At 69.4% G+C, this 14945-nt stretch carries 12 protein-coding genes; all 12 read right to left on the bottom strand.

The genetic code is table 11. The features are described from left to right. Positions 1-12 precede the first annotated feature (12 nt). The 12 genes from ABL840_RS18755 to ABL840_RS18700 all read right to left on the bottom strand — a co-directional run bounded on the left by ABL840_RS18755 (position 13) and on the right by ABL840_RS18700 (position 14939). Positions 13-1788, bottom strand: coding sequence for an ABC transporter permease subunit (locus ABL840_RS18755; RefSeq protein ID WP_093307172.1), 1776 nt, complete (start codon positions 1786-1788; stop codon positions 13-15). Then, a complete protein-coding gene (locus ABL840_RS18750; RefSeq protein ID WP_093307171.1) occupies positions 1785-2951 on the bottom strand; it encodes an ABC transporter ATP-binding protein in 1167 nt (388 codons plus the stop codon). The genes ABL840_RS18755 and ABL840_RS18750 overlap by 4 nt, the downstream gene beginning before the upstream one ends. Beyond that, the gene (locus ABL840_RS18745; RefSeq protein ID WP_176947634.1) at positions 2948-4636 is read right to left on the bottom strand and encodes an amidohydrolase; all 1689 of its coding nucleotides are present in this window, start codon (positions 4634-4636) and stop codon (positions 2948-2950) included. The genes ABL840_RS18750 and ABL840_RS18745 overlap by 4 nt, the downstream gene beginning before the upstream one ends. Beyond that, positions 4623-5531, bottom strand: coding sequence for an ABC transporter permease (locus ABL840_RS18740; RefSeq protein ID WP_093307170.1), 909 nt, complete (start codon positions 5529-5531; stop codon positions 4623-4625). The genes ABL840_RS18745 and ABL840_RS18740 overlap by 14 nt, the downstream gene beginning before the upstream one ends. Further along, the gene (locus tag ABL840_RS18735; RefSeq protein WP_093307169.1) at positions 5528-6328 is read right to left on the bottom strand and encodes an ABC transporter ATP-binding protein; all 801 of its coding nucleotides are present in this window, start codon (positions 6326-6328) and stop codon (positions 5528-5530) included. Before ABL840_RS18735 ends, ABL840_RS18740 begins: the two co-directional genes overlap by 4 nt. A 7-nt stretch (positions 6329-6335) precedes the next feature. Further along, entirely contained in the window at positions 6336-7349 is a 1014-nt protein-coding gene (locus ABL840_RS18730; RefSeq protein ID WP_093307168.1) for an ABC transporter substrate-binding protein, read from the bottom strand. 66 nt (positions 7350-7415) lie between these two features. After that, a complete protein-coding gene (locus tag ABL840_RS18725; RefSeq protein WP_093307167.1) occupies positions 7416-8627 on the bottom strand; it encodes an acyl-CoA dehydrogenase family protein in 1212 nt (403 codons plus the stop codon). A 185-nt stretch (positions 8628-8812) separates the two neighbouring features. Further along, positions 8813-10165: an LLM class flavin-dependent oxidoreductase gene (locus ABL840_RS18720; RefSeq protein WP_093307166.1), complete on the bottom strand. Its 1353-nt coding sequence runs from the start codon at positions 10163-10165 to the stop codon at positions 8813-8815. 117 nt (positions 10166-10282) lie between these two features. Beyond that, complete coding sequence (locus ABL840_RS18715) at positions 10283-11050, bottom strand: response regulator (protein ID WP_093307165.1); 768 nt, start codon at positions 11048-11050, stop codon at positions 10283-10285. Between the two features lie 390 nt (positions 11051-11440). Further along, positions 11441-12682: an SfnB family sulfur acquisition oxidoreductase gene (locus ABL840_RS18710; RefSeq protein ID WP_093307164.1), complete on the bottom strand. Its 1242-nt coding sequence runs from the start codon at positions 12680-12682 to the stop codon at positions 11441-11443. Continuing rightward, the gene (locus ABL840_RS18705) at positions 12679-13707 is read right to left on the bottom strand and encodes an aldo/keto reductase (protein ID WP_093307201.1); all 1029 of its coding nucleotides are present in this window, start codon (positions 13705-13707) and stop codon (positions 12679-12681) included. The genes ABL840_RS18710 and ABL840_RS18705 overlap by 4 nt, the downstream gene beginning before the upstream one ends. Before the next feature lie 47 nt (positions 13708-13754). Beyond that, a complete protein-coding gene (locus tag ABL840_RS18700; RefSeq protein ID WP_093195139.1) occupies positions 13755-14939 on the bottom strand; it encodes an LLM class flavin-dependent oxidoreductase in 1185 nt (394 codons plus the stop codon). Positions 14940-14945: the final 6 nt, after the last annotated feature.

Genomic DNA, 14945 nt, shown 5'->3' with positions numbered 1-14945 from the left:
GGAATTCGGCGGTCAGCGCCGCTGGCGCGCGGCCCATGCGGAGCGCGCGAAGAACAGGCCGACGACGATCAGCGCGACCTCGAAGGTCGCCACCACCGCCGGCACCGGGTCGAGCTTGTAGTTGACGTTGCCCCACAGCCGCAGCGGCAGCGTCGTCATGCGTGCCCCGCTCAGGAACATGGAAAGCACGAGGTCGTCGAAGGAATGCAGGAACGCGAAGAACGACGCGGCAAGCACGCCTGGGCGAATGGCCGGCAGCGTGACGAAGCGGAACACCCGCCACGGCGAGGCACCGTGCACCGCCGCCGCCTGCTCCTGGCGAGCGTCCACCGCCTGCAGACTCGCCGCGACGATCACCAGGACCAGCGGTATGCCGCCGATGGCGTGCGCCGCCGCGAGCCCGGTCACGCTGCCCGCGAGATCGGCCCGCAGGAACAGGCTGTAGAGCGACAGGCCGAGCACCACGCCGGGCACGATCATCGGGCTCACCAGCAGCGTCATCCAGGCCGACTTGGCCGGCAGCGAGGAGCGCACGAGCCCGAACGCAGCGGCCGTGCCCAGCACGACGGAAATCGCTGTCGCGAGCAGCCCGACCGCGACGGATGTGCCGAGCGAGGACATCCAGGCCGAATCGGACAGGAACTTCTCGTACCACCGCAACGAATACGCCGGCGGCGGAAAGCGCATGTAGGCCGAGTCGCTGAACGAAATGAGAGCCGCCACCACGATGGGCAGCAGCAAGGTCGCGTAGGCCACGACCGCCAGCCCGCCCGACAGCAGCCGTCCGAGCCACGACGGCACGAGGCCGAGCGCGCGCAGCAGCGGCCAGCCGAACAGGTCGGCCGCGCGTTCGAGCACAGCGCGCCGCCACGACGACCGCCGTCCGCGCGCCGCTTCACGCGGCGACTTGCCCGCGTGCTGGCCGCCCCAGATGAATTCCAGCCCGAGAAAGCGAGCCGCGACCACGACAACCAGCAAGGTCACCGCCAGCAGCACCGCCGCCAGCGCCTGCAGGAAGCCGCCGCTGGCCAGGAAGTCGGCCTGCTGCGTGATGTGCATGGCGAACATCTGGTCGGCCGGGCCGCCCAGCAGCGAAGGCGTGATGAAGAAGCCCAGCGCCGAGATGAAGACCAGCAGCACGCCCGCGAGCAGGCCGGGCAGCGTCTGCGGGAAGAGCACGCGCCAGAACACCGCGAGCGGCCCTGCCCCGCTGGCCGTTGCGGCGCGCTGCACCAGCGGGTCGATGCGCGCCAGGCTGCCGCCCACGGTGAGCACCAGCAGCGGCAGCAGCACCGCGCTGATCGAGATCAGCACCGAGGCGCGGTTGAAGATCAGCGGCAGCGGCGCGTCGACCAGGCCCAGTGCGAGCAGCAGTTTGTTGATAGGCCCGTTGCGCCCGAGCAGCACCATCCACGAGTAGGTGCGGATCAGCACCGAGATGAAATAAGGCAGCACCACGGCCGCCGTCAGCACCAGCTTCCAGGTGCCGCGCGCGCGGTGGATCAGCAGCGCCGTCGGGTAGCCGAAGAGCGCGCACAACGCGGCCACCGCGGCGGCGATGCCGAAGGTGCGCAGCAGCGAGTCACGGTACAGCGGCACCTCGAACACGCGCGCGTAATACGAGAGCCCGGCCTCGCCCGTGACGCTCAGGTGCAGCAGGTCGACCAGCGGAAGGATGTAGAAGAACGCGAAGAACAGCAGCACCGGCGCGAGCAGCCATGCCGGGTTGCGCAGGTCGAGCCGCGCGGACAGGGCCGGCCGGGCCGGGGCTGCCGCCGCCGTGCTCACGCGAGCACCCACGCGTCGCCCGCATGCCAGGCCAGGTGCACGGCTTCGCCGGCGAGCGGCAGCCGGGCATCGCGCGGATCGAGGCAGCGCACCTGCACCTTGTCGCCCGAGGGCAGCACGGCATCGATGCGCAGGATCTCGCCGAGGAACACTGTCGATTCGACCGTGGCGGCCGACGCGCCCGGCGTGCCCGGCGCCACCAGAGCCACGCGTTCGGGCCGCACCAACACCTTGACCTGCTGGCCGGACGCCAGCGCGGCGCCGGCATGGCGCGCCTCGAACAGGTGCGCATCGCCGGACTGCAGCACGACCTCCTCGCCCTGTATCCGCAGCACGCGGGCGTCGAGCATGTTGGATTCGCCGACGAAGCGCGCCACGAACTCGCTGCCCGGCTGCCGGTACAGCGCGCCGGGAGTGCCGACCTGCACGATCCGGCCCTGGTCCAGCACCGCGATGCGGTCGCTCAGCGCCAGCGCCTCGCCCTGGTCGTGGGTGACGAAGACGATGGTGGTGCCGAGCGTGCGATGAAGCGCGCGGATCTCGATCTGGATCGCCTCGCGCAGGCGCCGGTCGAGTGCGCTCAGCGGCTCGTCCATCAGCACCACAGGCGGCCTTCGCACGATGGCGCGCGCAATGGCCACCCGCTGCTGCTGCCCGCCGCTGAGCTGCGCGGGCAAGCGTTCGGCGTAGTCGCCCAGGTGCAGCAGCTCGAGCGTTTCGCCGATTCGCCGTGCGCTTTCCGCGCGGCCGAGGCCCGCCATGCGCAACGGAAAGCCGACGTTCTGCGCCACCGTCATGTGCGGGAACAGCGCGTAGTGCTGGAACACCATGCCGAAGCCGCGCCGGTGCGGCGGCACTCCGCGTACCGAGCGGCCGTCGACCAGGATGTCGCCCGCGTCCACTTCGGCGAAGCCCGCGATGGCGCCCAGCAGCGTGGTCTTGCCGCTGCCGCTCGGGCCCAGCAGCGTGATGAACTCGCCGGGTTCGATCTGCAGGTCGACGTTGTCCACCGCGGTGAAGCGGCCGAAGCGCCTGCTCAGGCCGCGGATCGAGATGGCGCTGCCGATGGAGGCCGCGCGCGCGGGCGCACCGTCGCGCGCTGTTGCGGTTGCGGTGCGCAGGGTTTGGCCGCGCAAGGGAATGTCGGTGCCGATGGAACTCATGAAGACTGTGCCTGCAGGAAGGAATGGCCGTGGACCGCGCGCCCGCCGACCAGCGTCAGCTCCGCGCGGATGTGCGCGAGCGTGTCCACGGGCGCGGTGAGCGGATCGGCATCGAGCACTGCGAGGTCGGCCCAACGGCCCGGTGCCAGCGTGCCCTTGCGGTCTTCCTCGAAGCTGAGGAAGGCGCCGTTGCGCGTGACGGCCTGCAGCGCCTGCAGCCGCTCGAGCGCCTGGCCGGGGCCGATGGCGCGGCCCGTGGTGCGCTCCTGCCGCGCGACCGAAGCCCAGATTGCGGTGAACAGGCTCACCGGAATGTTGTCGCTGCCGGCCGCCAGCGGCAGGCCGGCTTCGAGCAGTGCGCGCTGCGGCAGGAACTGCTCCTGCCGCGCCTCGTCGGAAAGCCGCGAGGCGCCGTTCTTCCACAGCATGTAGAACGGAATGCTCGTGACCATGAGCCCGAGCCGCCGCACGCGCGCGATGTCCTCGGCGGTGACGTAGCCCACGTGCTCGACCACCCAGCGCCGCCCCGCAAGCGGAAAGCGCGCGTCGATGGCCTCGAACACGTCGAGCACCTCGGCGAGCCGGTCGACCACCACGCTGTGCACGCGCAGGTCGTGCTCGGCGGCGAGCCATGCGTAGTCGCTGAAATCCTCGATGCGGTTGGCCCACTCGACGAAGCCCATCCAGCCTGTGTTGGGCAGCGCGCGACGAACCGCGCCGGCGGCGGCCTTGTCTCCGCCCAGCCCGATGTAGACACCGCTGACCGACAGCATCGGGTCGCCCGTGCCGCGCCCGCGCGCATACGAGAGCCAGTCGCGCATCGCGAGGCGGGCCTCCTGCACGTTCGACCAGGTCGGGCTCACGCACAGGCGCGTGCGCATCGTGAGGCCGCCCTCCTCCCACAGGCGGCGGTACACCGCGATGGTCTCGGGCGAGGAGCCGTGGCCCTCGTAGATGCTGGTGGTACCGAAGGCGTGATAGAGCGGCAGCGAGCGCCTGAGCCCTTCGAGCCGGTCCTCGAAGCCGAAGGCCGGCACCTGCGTGAGGATGGCGAACTCGACCAGCGGGCGCTTGTTGGTCTCGACGATCACGCCGTTCGGCTGTCCGTCGGCACCGAGTTCGATGGTGAGTCCGCTGCAGTCCGGGCAGGTCGCGTCGTCGATGCGGTGCAGCGCCAGCGCGCGGCTGTTGAGCGCGCTGTGCCCCGGCGGCACGCCCCAGTTGCCGAACAGGCCCGGGATGTAGACGAGATGGTCCGGCGCCACGGCATCGAGCTCGTGGCGATCGGGCATGCGCCCCTCGGCCAGGTTTGACGGACCGCCGAAGTAGAACGGCGGCTGCCCCACTGGCATGGTGACGATCCAGCTGCCCGGCGGCTTGCGAGCGGCCTCGGCTGCGACCACGGCCAGCACGTCCGCGATGCTGCGGGCATGCGCGAGGCTCGGCCGCAAAGTCTTGAGCCCTTCGCGCTCCATGTGCGCGTGGGCGTCGATGAGGCCGGGCGCCAGCGTGCGGCCGTCGAGGTCGATCACGCGGGTTTCCGGGCCGCGTGTGCGCGCCACCTCCGCGTTGCTGCCGACCGCGAGCACGCGGTCGCCCGAGAGCGCCACGGCCTGCGCCGGCGCCGTGCCGGGCACCATGGTGAGGACCTGTCCGCCCTCGAGGATCAGGTCAGCGCCGGGCATCGGCGCCATACCACGGGAAGAAGCGATGCAATAGCCAGGCGAAGAGCTGGTCCGCCAGGAAGCCGATGGCGCCCAGGAACAGCAGGCCGACGAACATGATGTCGACGCGGAAGACCAGGTGCGCGAACGAGATCAGGAAGCCCAGCCCCTGCTCCGCCCCCACGAGCTCGGCCGCCACCAGCACCACGAAGGAGACGGCCGTGGCCTGTCGCAGCCCCGCGAAGACGAAGGGCAGCGCCGCCGGCAGTGCGACCTGCACCATGGTCGCGAGCGGGCCGGCCCCGAGCGCCGCGGCCGAGCGCAGGTAGACCACCGGGATGTCGCGCACGCCGATGAAGGTGTTGACCCAGACCGGAAAGAACGCACCCCATGCGATCAGCATGACCTTCGACAGGTCGCCGAGCCCGAACCACACGATGGCCAGCGGCACGATCGCAATGGCCGGAATGGCGCGCAGCCCGTGCAGCACCGGATCGGTGAGCTGCCGCAGCGTCGCGCTGCGCCCCGTCAGCACGCCGGCGACGATGCCGCAGGAGGCGCCGAGCAGGAACCCCCACAGCGCCCGCAGCAGGCTCGCGCCCACGTGCGGCCAGATCTCGCCGGTGCGGAAAGTCATCTCCACGAACACGCCGGCCACCTGCGACGGCGGCGGGAACATCTTCGTGTTGATGCCGGGAACCACGCGCGGCGCGATCTCCCAGGCCGCGAGGAAGGCGATCACGCCGATCACGCCCAGCAGCAGTTGCCGGCGGCGCCCGCGACGGCGCTGCGCGAGTTGCTCGCGCCGAAAGTCGCGCTCGATGGCGAGCTTGCGCGCGTCGGTGGCGGCGTGTGTCGTCGCGCCCTTCTCCTCGCTCGGGCCGAGCTCGCGCAGGTCGTTCAGCGCGGCGCTCATGCCGTTGCCTCCTCGTTCTGCGCAAAGGCCGCGCTGATGCGCTCGTACAGGGCGCCGAAGGCCGGGTCGGCCCGGTTGCGCGGGTAAGGCAGGTCGATGTCGACGATCTCGCGGATGCGGCCCGGATGGGCGCTCATCACCACCACGCGCTGCGCGAGGAACACGGCCTCCTCGATGTTGTGCGTGATGAAGAAGACCGAGAGCCGCAGTTCCTGCCAGATGCGAAGCAGCTCGCGCTGAAGGCTGGTGCGGGTGAGCGCGTCGATGGCGGCGAAGGGCTCGTCCATCAGCAGCACCCTGGGCTGCGTGGCGAGCGCGCGTGCCACCGCGATGCGCTGGCGCATGCCGCCCGAAAGCTCGAAGGGATAGCGTCCGGCCGCGTGCGAAAGGCCGGTGAGCGCCAGCAGTTCCTCGGCACGGGCGCGCCGCGCCGGTGCGTCCAGGCCCTGCATCTTCAGGCCGAACTCGATGTTGCGGCGCGCGGTGAGCCACGGGAACAGCGCGTATTCCTGGAACACCACGCCACGGTCGGCGCCGGGGCCGGTCACGGGCTGCCCGCCGGCCACGACCGAGCCCGTGGTCGGCTGGATGAAGCCCGCGATGGTGTTGAGCAGCGTGGTCTTGCCGCATCCGCTCGGGCCGATGGCGCAGACGAACTCGCCCTCGCCGATATCCAGGTTCACGCCGGTCATCGCCCAGTTGAGCTCACCGCCCGAAGACGCATAGAGCTTCGACGCGTCGCGGATGCTCACGGCCGGGCGGCCCGCCGCCCCCGTTTCCTTCACCGATGCATTCATCTCCGGCTCAGCCCAGCGTCACGCGCTCGGGGGCCGCCGCCTTCAGCGCATCGGCGTAGATCAGCTTGCGGTAGAGCGTGCGCAGGTCGTCCTTCGGCTGCGTTGCAAGACCGGCCTCGACGGCCCACTGTGCGTTCAGCACCAGATCGTCGAGCAGGCGGTTGTCCAGCCGCACGCCGACGGAGACGGTGTCCAGCCCGGCCTTCGTGACTTCCACCGTGGCCTTGGTGCGCTCCGCGACCAGCGCGATCGCGTCCGTCGTCTGGGCGCGGTAGAACTTCTCGGCGTCCAGCAGGCTGCGTACCGCGGCTTCGACCAGCTTGGGCTTGCCCTGCACCAGCGCTTCGCTGGCCGTGAGCACGTAGTGGCTCAGGAACACCTTCTCCAGGCCGGTGTCGTCCAGCAGCCTGACCTTGCCGCCGCTGTCGGCCACCGCTTTCTGGCCGGAGTCCCATCCCCAGGCGAAGGCGTCGATGTCGCCGCGCGTCACGGCGGTGACGGCATCGGGGCCGCGCAGGTTGACCAGCGTCACGTCCTTCAGCGCAAGGCCGTGCAGCGAGAGAAAGCGGCTCAGGAAGTAGTGGCCGCTGGTGCCGATGGTGGTGGCCACGCGCTTGCCCTTGAGCTGCGCGCCGGTCTGGATGCCGCGGTCGGTGCGGGCCGCGACCACCATGCCGCTGGACAGCCGCGAGAACTCCGCCACGATGACCGCCGGCACGCCGTTGGCGCCCGCCAGGCCCACCACGCTGTCGGTCGAGGTGGCGAACTGCGCCTTGCCGGCCACGGCCGCGTCGAAGGCCAGCCGCCCCGAGGTGAACTGCAGCGTGGTCGCCTCGATGCCATGGTTCTTCCAGTAGTTCTTGCTGGAGACGAGGTAAGGAATGGCCCAGCTGAAGCCCTGGCTTTCGGCGACCACGATCTTCTCGGCGCCGGCCTGCTGGGCCCAGGTGGAGGAGCCGAGCGCCAGGCCTGCGAGGCCGAGGCCGAACTGGCGGCGGTCGATGAAGTGCGAACGTGTCATGCGGATATCCGGAAAGAAGCGGAAGAAAACGGGAGAAAAAGGAAAGAGAAACTGTGCAGCGCCCCGTCAGCCGTAGCCGTACGGGTTGGGCGCCTCGCCTGCCAGCAACCATGCGCCGATGCTCTGGTGCCGGTAGTCGAGTGGGTCGTGCAGCGTGTGGACGCGCACGTTGCGCCAGTAGCGGTCGAAGCCGTGGCGCGCTGCTGTGCCGCGCGCGCCCACGAGTTCGAAGATCTGCGAGGTCACCTGCAGCGCCACGCGGCCGGCCTGGGTGCGCGCCGAAGCCACCTCCACGGCCAGCGCGGCGCGCTCGCCGGCTGTCAGTTCGCTGCCGCGCTCCCACGCCTGCTGGAAACGTTCGTTGGCCAGGTTCGAAAGCACCGTGGCGGCCCGCAGGCTCGACCACATCTCGCCGGCGCGCAGCTGGAGCATCCGGTCGTCCTCGGCGCGCGTCACGCCGGCCATGGGCCACGGCTGCGTCTGCGTGCGCAGGTAGCCGATGGCCTCGCGCAGCGCGCCGAGCGCATTGCCGAGATAGATCTCGGTGAGCACGATCTGCCCGATCAGGTTTCGCAGCGTCGCGCGCGGGCTCGACGCCACGCCGGGCGGGCCGAGCACCTCGTCGTGCGCAATTTGCACGCGCTCGAAGGAAACGCTGCCGCTGTCTGTCTGGCGCTGGCCCATGTTGTCCCAGTCGTCGTGCACGCGGATGCCGGCGCGCGAGGTCGGCACCACGGCGAAGACACGGTCGGTGGGCTCGGGGCCGAGGGTGACGGAGACATTGAGCACGTCCGAATCGGAAGCACCCGAACAGAAGCCCTTGATGCCGTCGATCTCCAGCCCCTGCGGCGTGCGCGTGGCAGTGAGCCGCGTGTCGCGCGCATTCACGGCGTTGCCCCAGAACCAGCGATGTTCCACCGCCTGGCCCAGGTAGCGCGCCTGCTGCTCCTGCGAGCCGAACAGCAGGACGCTCGCCACCTGCAGGTGCTGGAAACCGAACAGGTGCGCGAGCGAACTGTCGGCCTGCGCGAGCCGCCGCAGGATGCGGAAGATCAGCGGCCACGCCGCCTGCTGCCCGCCGAAGGCCGAGGGAATGGCGAGCGTCAGCAGCCCGCTTTGCCGCAGCTGCTGCCGCTCGGCCAGCGCGGTGCCGCCGGCCCGGTCGCGCACGGCGGCCGTTGCTGCCAGCGAGGCGACGAGCGCCTGGACGGTCGGGGTGAGATCACCGAAGTCTTCATCGAAGGGGTCGGCGGGAGATGGGGAGGGAGAAGATGACAAGGGATTCCACCCGGCTTCAAGAAGCGAGGGAACCGCTCGACAAGGGAGCTATCGAGTCTAGGAACGAAGGTTCGCATGCAGAACGAAGGAATCCGCATGACCAAATGCGAATCCCGTTATTGCGCCGGCCCCGTTCAGGGGGGCTTCGTGCAGCCTCTGCCTGCGACGGGACGAAGCTGTCGCCGTCACGCGACCTTCCGCCCCTTCACGGAGAACTGGTTGACGGGCCGCTCCAGCCCGAGGTTCTCGCGCAGGGTGCGGCCTTCGTACGCCGTGCGGAAAAGGCCGCGGCGCTGGAGTTCGGGGATCACGAGGTCCACGAACTCTTCCAGCGATTCAGGCAGCACCGGCGGCATGACGTTGAAGCCGTCGGCCGCGCCGTTCTCGAACCATTCCTGCATCCTGTCCGCGATGGTCTGCGGCGTGCCGACAACCACCCAGTGGCCGCGCGCGCCGGCCAGGTATTCGTAGAGCTGCCGCACGGTGAGCCTGTCGCGCCGGGCAAGCTCCAGCACCACGTGGGCGCGGCTGTTGCGCCCCGGCGGCGGCTCCGGGATGTAGGGCGGCGGCGCATCGAGGTCCCAGGTCGACAGGTCCTCGCCGGGCCAGAAGGTGTGCAGCGTGTTCAGGCCCACGGATGGATGGATCAGGCCCTGGAGCTTCGCCCACTTGGCCTCGGCCTCCTCCTGCGTGCGGCCGATCACCGGCGATATGCCGGGCAGCACCAGCAGCTGCTCGGGCCTGCGGCCGTACTTGGCCAGCCGCCCCTTCACGTCGCGATAGAACGCCTGCGCCTCCGCCAGGCTGGTCCAGGCGGTGAAGATGGCCTCGGCCGACGCGGCCGCGAGTTCGCGCCCGGGTTCCGACGAGCCGGCCTGCACGATCACCGGATAGCCTTGCGGCGGCCGCTCCAGGTTGAGCGGGCCAGCGACCTTGAAGTACTTGCCCGAATGGTTAAGGGCATGCAGCTTGGCAGGGTCGAAGTACTTGCCCGAGACCGGATCGCGCTGGAACGCGTCGTCCTCGAAGCTGTCCCACAGGCCCTTGGCCACGTCGATGAACTCGTGCGCCTGCTCGTAGCGCGAGGCCGGGTCGGGGTGCCTGTCGAGGCCGAAGTTGCCGTGGACGTTGTCCGCGCTGGTGGTCACCACGTTCCAGGCCGCGCGCCCCTTGCTGAGATGGTCCAGCGAAGCGAACTTGCGGGCCAGGAGAAAGGGATCCTCGTAGGTGGTCGAGGCCGTCGCGACGAAGCCGATGTGCCGCGTCACCGCCGACAGCGCCGCCCACAGCGTCACTGGCTCGAAGTAGGACACCCTCCCCTGGCGGCTGAAGGCTTCCTCGTCGCCGTGGAAGCCGACGCCGGGCGTGTCGGCCACGAACACCTGGTCGAACAGGCCGCGCTCGGCCGTCTTGGCGACCTCGATGTAGTGATCGATGTTGACGCCCGAATCGACCTGCGACCCCGGATGGCGCCATGCGGCCACGTGATGGCCGGTGGCCATGATGAAGGCGCCGAGGCGCAGCTTGCGTTGACTCATGAGATGCCGTGCTGGAATGAACGGCATCTGGCGTGCCGCAAAGCACGCCACGTTAGACCGCCGCGGCGGCCGCGCCAAAGAAGAATTCCGCGCTTCCTTATTCGCGCGGCACCGGCACTACCAGGAAGCCGCCTCGCCGCTCGCCTGCAGGTGCCGCACGACACCTTCCCTGCCGCTGGGATCGAACATGTAGCCCACGCCCCAGACCGTCTGGATATAGGAAAACGCCCCGTCTTCCAGAAGCCTGCGCAATCTGGAGACCTGCACGTCCAGGCTGCGATCGTAGGCGCCGAGCTCGCGTCCGCGCGCCACCTGGGCGATCTTCTCCCGCGATAGCGGCTGCCCCGTATGCCGCACGAGCACCTTGAGAATCGCGATCTGGACGGTCGTGATGCCGAGGATCCGGTCGCCCTTGCGGAGCGTGCGCGTGCCAAGGTTGAACTCGAAGGGCCCGAACCGCACAATCTCGTTCGCGATCGAGGGGCCGCCCGGTTCTTCCCTCGGGGAGCTGCGCCGCAGGATCGCCTGGATGCGTGCGCGAAGCTCCCGGGGATTGACCGGCTTGCAGACATAGTCATCCGCGCCCATCGTCAGGCCGGCGATCTTGTCCGCGTCCTCGCCCTTCGCACTGAGGATGATGATCGGCGTGCGTACGCCCACGGCGCGCAGCCGCCGGCAGACCGACAGGCCGTCCTCGCCCGGCAACAGCACGTCGAGCACGATGAGGTCGATGGCACGGCGAAGCAGGATCGACGCGAGCGACCTGCCGTTCTCGGCCTCGAAGACCTCGTAGCCCTCCTGGGAGAGATAGCCGCCGATCAGTTGCCGCAGTCGGGGGTCGTCGTCGACGACCGCTATCGCGTCGGGGCGATGGTGGCTTGTCATCGAAGCGCCTCCTTGCCGCACCGGATGAGGCGGCATGAACCTCGATGGCACTGGCTTCCCGAGCCCGTCTTCTCCCCTTCCACCCCGGCAGACCCCTCGGTCTTGCGTAAAATCAAATGCAAAATCATGGAAACCGGCTCGATTCATCAAGTTCGGCATCGGCCACAAGGCCATGCGAAGAACTTTGATTTATAGGGCCGGCTGCATTGATTGATCTAATCCATTAACGGCCACAAAAGCGCCAGCCTGAGTGCTTTTCTCGCTCTCGCTCAGTCGAAGATTGCCCCGCCTCAGTGGCGTCTATCCGGAGGATTAGCGACGGGCAGCATCACGCAAGGCGCCGCCGATTCGCAACGTGCGGCTGCCCATCTTCCCGCACGGCAGAGACGATCAGAGCGCTCCGGCACTCTCCGGAAGAATGCCGTTGAGCAGGTGGTCGCCCACCACGGTGTACTTGTGCCGCACCGGATCGTGCAGCGTGTGCACCCTTGCATTGCGCCAATGCCGGTCGAAGGCGTACGGCGATTGCGCCGAGCGCGTTCCGCACAGTTCGAAGAGCTTGCTGGAGGCAAGCAGCGCCACCTCCGAAGTGAGCACCTTGGCTTCGGCCACGGCCAGCGACGCAGCCGCCCGAAGCGCCCTGTCGGGCCCGGCGATTGCCGCATCCACCGCCAGGCCCGCCCGCTGCGTCATGGCTTCGGCGGCATGGATGCGGATCTGAATCTCCCCGGCCTGCGCGATGACCAGCGGGTCGACTACCGCGCGCGGCGAGCTCTCTGGCTGGCTTATCGACGAGTGCCCGCGCAGGAAGCGCACCGTGTCGTCCAGCGCCGCCTGCGCGATGCCCAGGTCGATGCCCACATGGCTGAGCTGCGAGACGGCGCCCATGGCCTGTTCGCTGTAGGCGCGGTGGATAGGCAGCACGCATAGGTCCGGCAGCTCGACCCGGTCGAGCCGCACGCGGCCGCTCGCGGTGGTGCGCTGGCCGAAGCTCTGCCAGTCGTCCTCGATCGAGAGGCCGGGCGTACCGGCGGGAATGACGGCGACCGTCTTCTCGCCTGCCTCGTTCTGGCCGATGACGGTGACGTAGTGCGCGAAGAGCGCACCCGTGGCGTAGATCTTCTCCCCGCTGAGCACGTGGCCGCGCGCGGTGCGGGCGATGACGGTCGGCTGCACGCCCTGCTTTCCAGGCGCATCGGTGTTGGCATTGCCGAAGCGGCAGCCGCGCAGGATCTCGCCCAGGAAGAAGTCCTTCTGCGCGGCGGTGCCTATGGTCGAGAGCCAGAACACCGCGCTGTTGTGGTTCTGCTGGATCTGGCCGATGGACGCATCCGCCGCGGAAAGAATCGAGAACACCTGCGCCACCGTGGCATAGGAAACGCCCGCGCCGCCGTGTTCGCGCGGCACGTTCATGGCCCACAGGCCAGCGCCCGAGACCAGGTCGAGCTCCGGCTCGGGCAGGATGCGGTCGCGGTCCCGCTCGGCCGAGCCTTCTGCTATCAGGCCGGCGATGCGGCGCGCGGCCTGGAGCACTTCCGCATCGGAGCGCAGCACCTGCGCCGCCTGCACGGCGCGCGCGGTGCGGTGGGCGGGCTGCTGGCGCTTGGTCACCGAGGCGAGCACGGCGTTCATGAGGCCGCCACGCGATGCCGCGGCAGCCGCCCGAAGAAGGGATGGCTCGGATCGTTGAAGCCCGGCAGCGACGAATGGCCGGTGGTCACCAGCGCGTCGACCAGCGCCTCGTCTTCGTCGCTGAAGCGGTACTGCAGCGCCGGCACGTAGTCTTCCCACTGCTCCAGCGTGCGCGGGCCGGCAATGGCGGACGTGATCAGCCGGTTGTTCAGCACCCATGCGAGCGCGAACTGGCCGGGCGTGATGCCCCGCCCCTCGACGTGCTCCTTCACGCGCTGGGCGATCTGCAGCGACTCGGCGCGCCACTCGGTCTGCAGGATGCGCTTGTCGTCGCGGCCGGCACGCGTGCCGGGCGGCGGCGCCTTGCCGGGCTCGTACTTGGCGGTGAGCACGCCGCGCGCGAGCGGGCTGTAAGACACCACTCCCACGCTGTAGTACTCGGCCGCGGGCAGGTGCTCGGCCTCGACCTGCCGGTTGGCCAGGTTGTAGAGTGGCTGGCTCGCCGCCGGCCGGTCCACGTTCAGGGCGTCGGCCGTGCGGCTGAACTCCGCGATCTTCCAGGCACTGTGGTTCGACAGGCCGTAGCTGCGCAGCTTGCCCGCGCGGATCAGGTCGCCCAGCGCGCGCACGGTCTCGGCCACCGGCGTGGCGCGGTCTTCGCGGTGCAGGTACAGCAGGTCGATGTGGTCGGTGCCCAGGCGCTTCAGGCTTGCCTCTACCGACTGCACGATGCCGTGTCGCCCCGTGCTCCTGTTGTTGGGGCCGGCGATGTCCGGGTCGGGGTTCGCGAACTTGGTCGCCAGCACCCAGCGGTTGCGGTTGGGCGCCACGAGCTGGCCCACCACCGTTTCCGACTCGCCCTTGTTGTAGGCATTGGCGGTGTCGATGAAGTTGATGCCCTGCTCGAAAGCCCGGTCGGCAATGCGCTGCGCGGTGGCGCGGTCGGTCTGGCCGCCGAACATCATGGTGCCGAGCGTCAGCGGCGACACGAGGATGCCGCTGCGGCCGAGGGGGCGGTAGTCGATGGTGCTCATGAAGGAAGTTCTCTGGTATCGGGTGAGAAAAGAAGCGCCTACAGGCGCAGCCCCGCCTGCTTCATCAGCGGCAGGATGCGGTCGCCGAAGAATTCGAGGTCGGGCTTGAAGTCGAAGAAGCTCAGCTGCAGGCCGTCGATGCCCGCGCGCTTGAGCTGCACGAACTGCTCGACCACCTGCTCGGGCGTGCCGATGACTTCGATGTTCCCGCCGATGGCGCGGCGCTTGGGCGCGTCGTTGCCGACGCGGCCGCGCCAGGCGTGCGCGTCGCTGTCGAAGCGGTTGAAGCTGGTCTTCGGATCGGCGTCGATGTGCGCGACGATGGCGTCGTGGTAGTCCCAGGTCTCGCGCTCGGTCTCGCGGCTGATCACCATCGGGTTGAGCAGCGTGCGCACCTCGCGGCCCACGTCGCGCGCCGCCTGCTTCACGCGCGCGGCGTGCGCCGGCAGCGCCTCGATGGCGCTCGCGAAGCTGGAGCCGCTGGGGCTGGTGATGAACACGATGTCGGAGTAGCGCGCCGCGAAGCCGATGCCAGCATCGGAGCCGGTGGCGTTCACCAGCACGGGCCGTCCGAAGCGCGGTTTGGGCGAGACGAACGCGCCGTCGAGCTTCCACGGCGATTCGCCCTTGAACGACCAGTTCTCGGTGTCGGCCCACAGCCGCTGCACCACTTCGAGAAACTCGGCCGCGAGTTCGTAGCGCCGGTCGTGCTCGATGCGATGAGAGCCGAACATCTCGTGCTCTACCGCGCGGTGGCCCGTGACCACGTTGATCCCCCAGCGCCCGCCCGAGATGTGGTCGAGCGTGGCGGCGTACTTGGCCAGGTGCAGCGGATGCAGCGGGCCGTAGAGCACGTGGATGGTCGAGATCAGCATGATCCGGCTCGTCAGCGCGGTGAGCGCGGCCGTGGTCATGAACGAGTCGAGCGCGTTGCCGTTGAAGACGCCGCCGTAGCCGCCCTTGGGCAGCCATTGCGAAAGCGCGAACACCAGGTCGAAGCCCAGTCGCTCGGCCTTCAGAACGAGGTCGCGGTTGTAGTCGAAGCGCCAGTCGGTGGTGCGCGGCAGTGTCGACGCGCTCCAGCCGCCCGCCTGTATCGGCAGGAACAGCCCCAGCAGCACGGGCTGCCTGAAGGCCTGGGAGATCGGGCTTTCGCTGAATTCGGTCGGAGCGGCAAAGCGCTCCCATCCGGCAATGGCGCCGGGCCGTTGTGGCAGGGACATTTGAAA

The organism is Variovorax sp. NFACC27, from assembly GCF_048301545.1.
GTDB classification, from domain to species: domain Bacteria; phylum Pseudomonadota; class Gammaproteobacteria; order Burkholderiales; family Burkholderiaceae_C; genus Variovorax; species Variovorax gossypii.
This window is presented reverse-complemented; position numbering and strand designations above follow the sequence as displayed.

Excerpts from the sequence above, each read along its gene's own strand:
- ABL840_RS18735 (WP_093307169.1), bottom strand. The coding sequence starts at position 6,328 with ATGAATGCATCGGTGAAGGAAACGGGGGCGGCGGGCCGCCCGGCCGTG.
- ABL840_RS18700 (WP_093195139.1), bottom strand. The coding sequence starts at position 14,939 with ATGTCCCTGCCACAACGGCCCGGCGCCATTGCCGGATGGGAGCGCTTT.
- ABL840_RS18730 (WP_093307168.1), bottom strand. The coding sequence starts at position 7,349 with ATGACACGTTCGCACTTCATCGACCGCCGCCAGTTCGGCCTCGGCCTC.
- ABL840_RS18745 (WP_176947634.1), bottom strand. The coding sequence starts at position 4,636 with ATGCCCGGCGCTGACCTGATCCTCGAGGGCGGACAGGTCCTCACCATG.
- ABL840_RS18750 (WP_093307171.1), bottom strand. The coding sequence starts at position 2,951 with ATGAGTTCCATCGGCACCGACATTCCCTTGCGCGGCCAAACCCTGCGC.
- ABL840_RS18740 (WP_093307170.1), bottom strand. The coding sequence starts at position 5,531 with ATGAGCGCCGCGCTGAACGACCTGCGCGAGCTCGGCCCGAGCGAGGAG.
- ABL840_RS18715 (WP_093307165.1), bottom strand. The coding sequence starts at position 11,050 with ATGACAAGCCACCATCGCCCCGACGCGATAGCGGTCGTCGACGACGAC.
- ABL840_RS18710 (WP_093307164.1), bottom strand. The coding sequence starts at position 12,682 with ATGAACGCCGTGCTCGCCTCGGTGACCAAGCGCCAGCAGCCCGCCCAC.
- ABL840_RS18720 (WP_093307166.1), bottom strand. The coding sequence starts at position 10,165 with ATGAGTCAACGCAAGCTGCGCCTCGGCGCCTTCATCATGGCCACCGGC.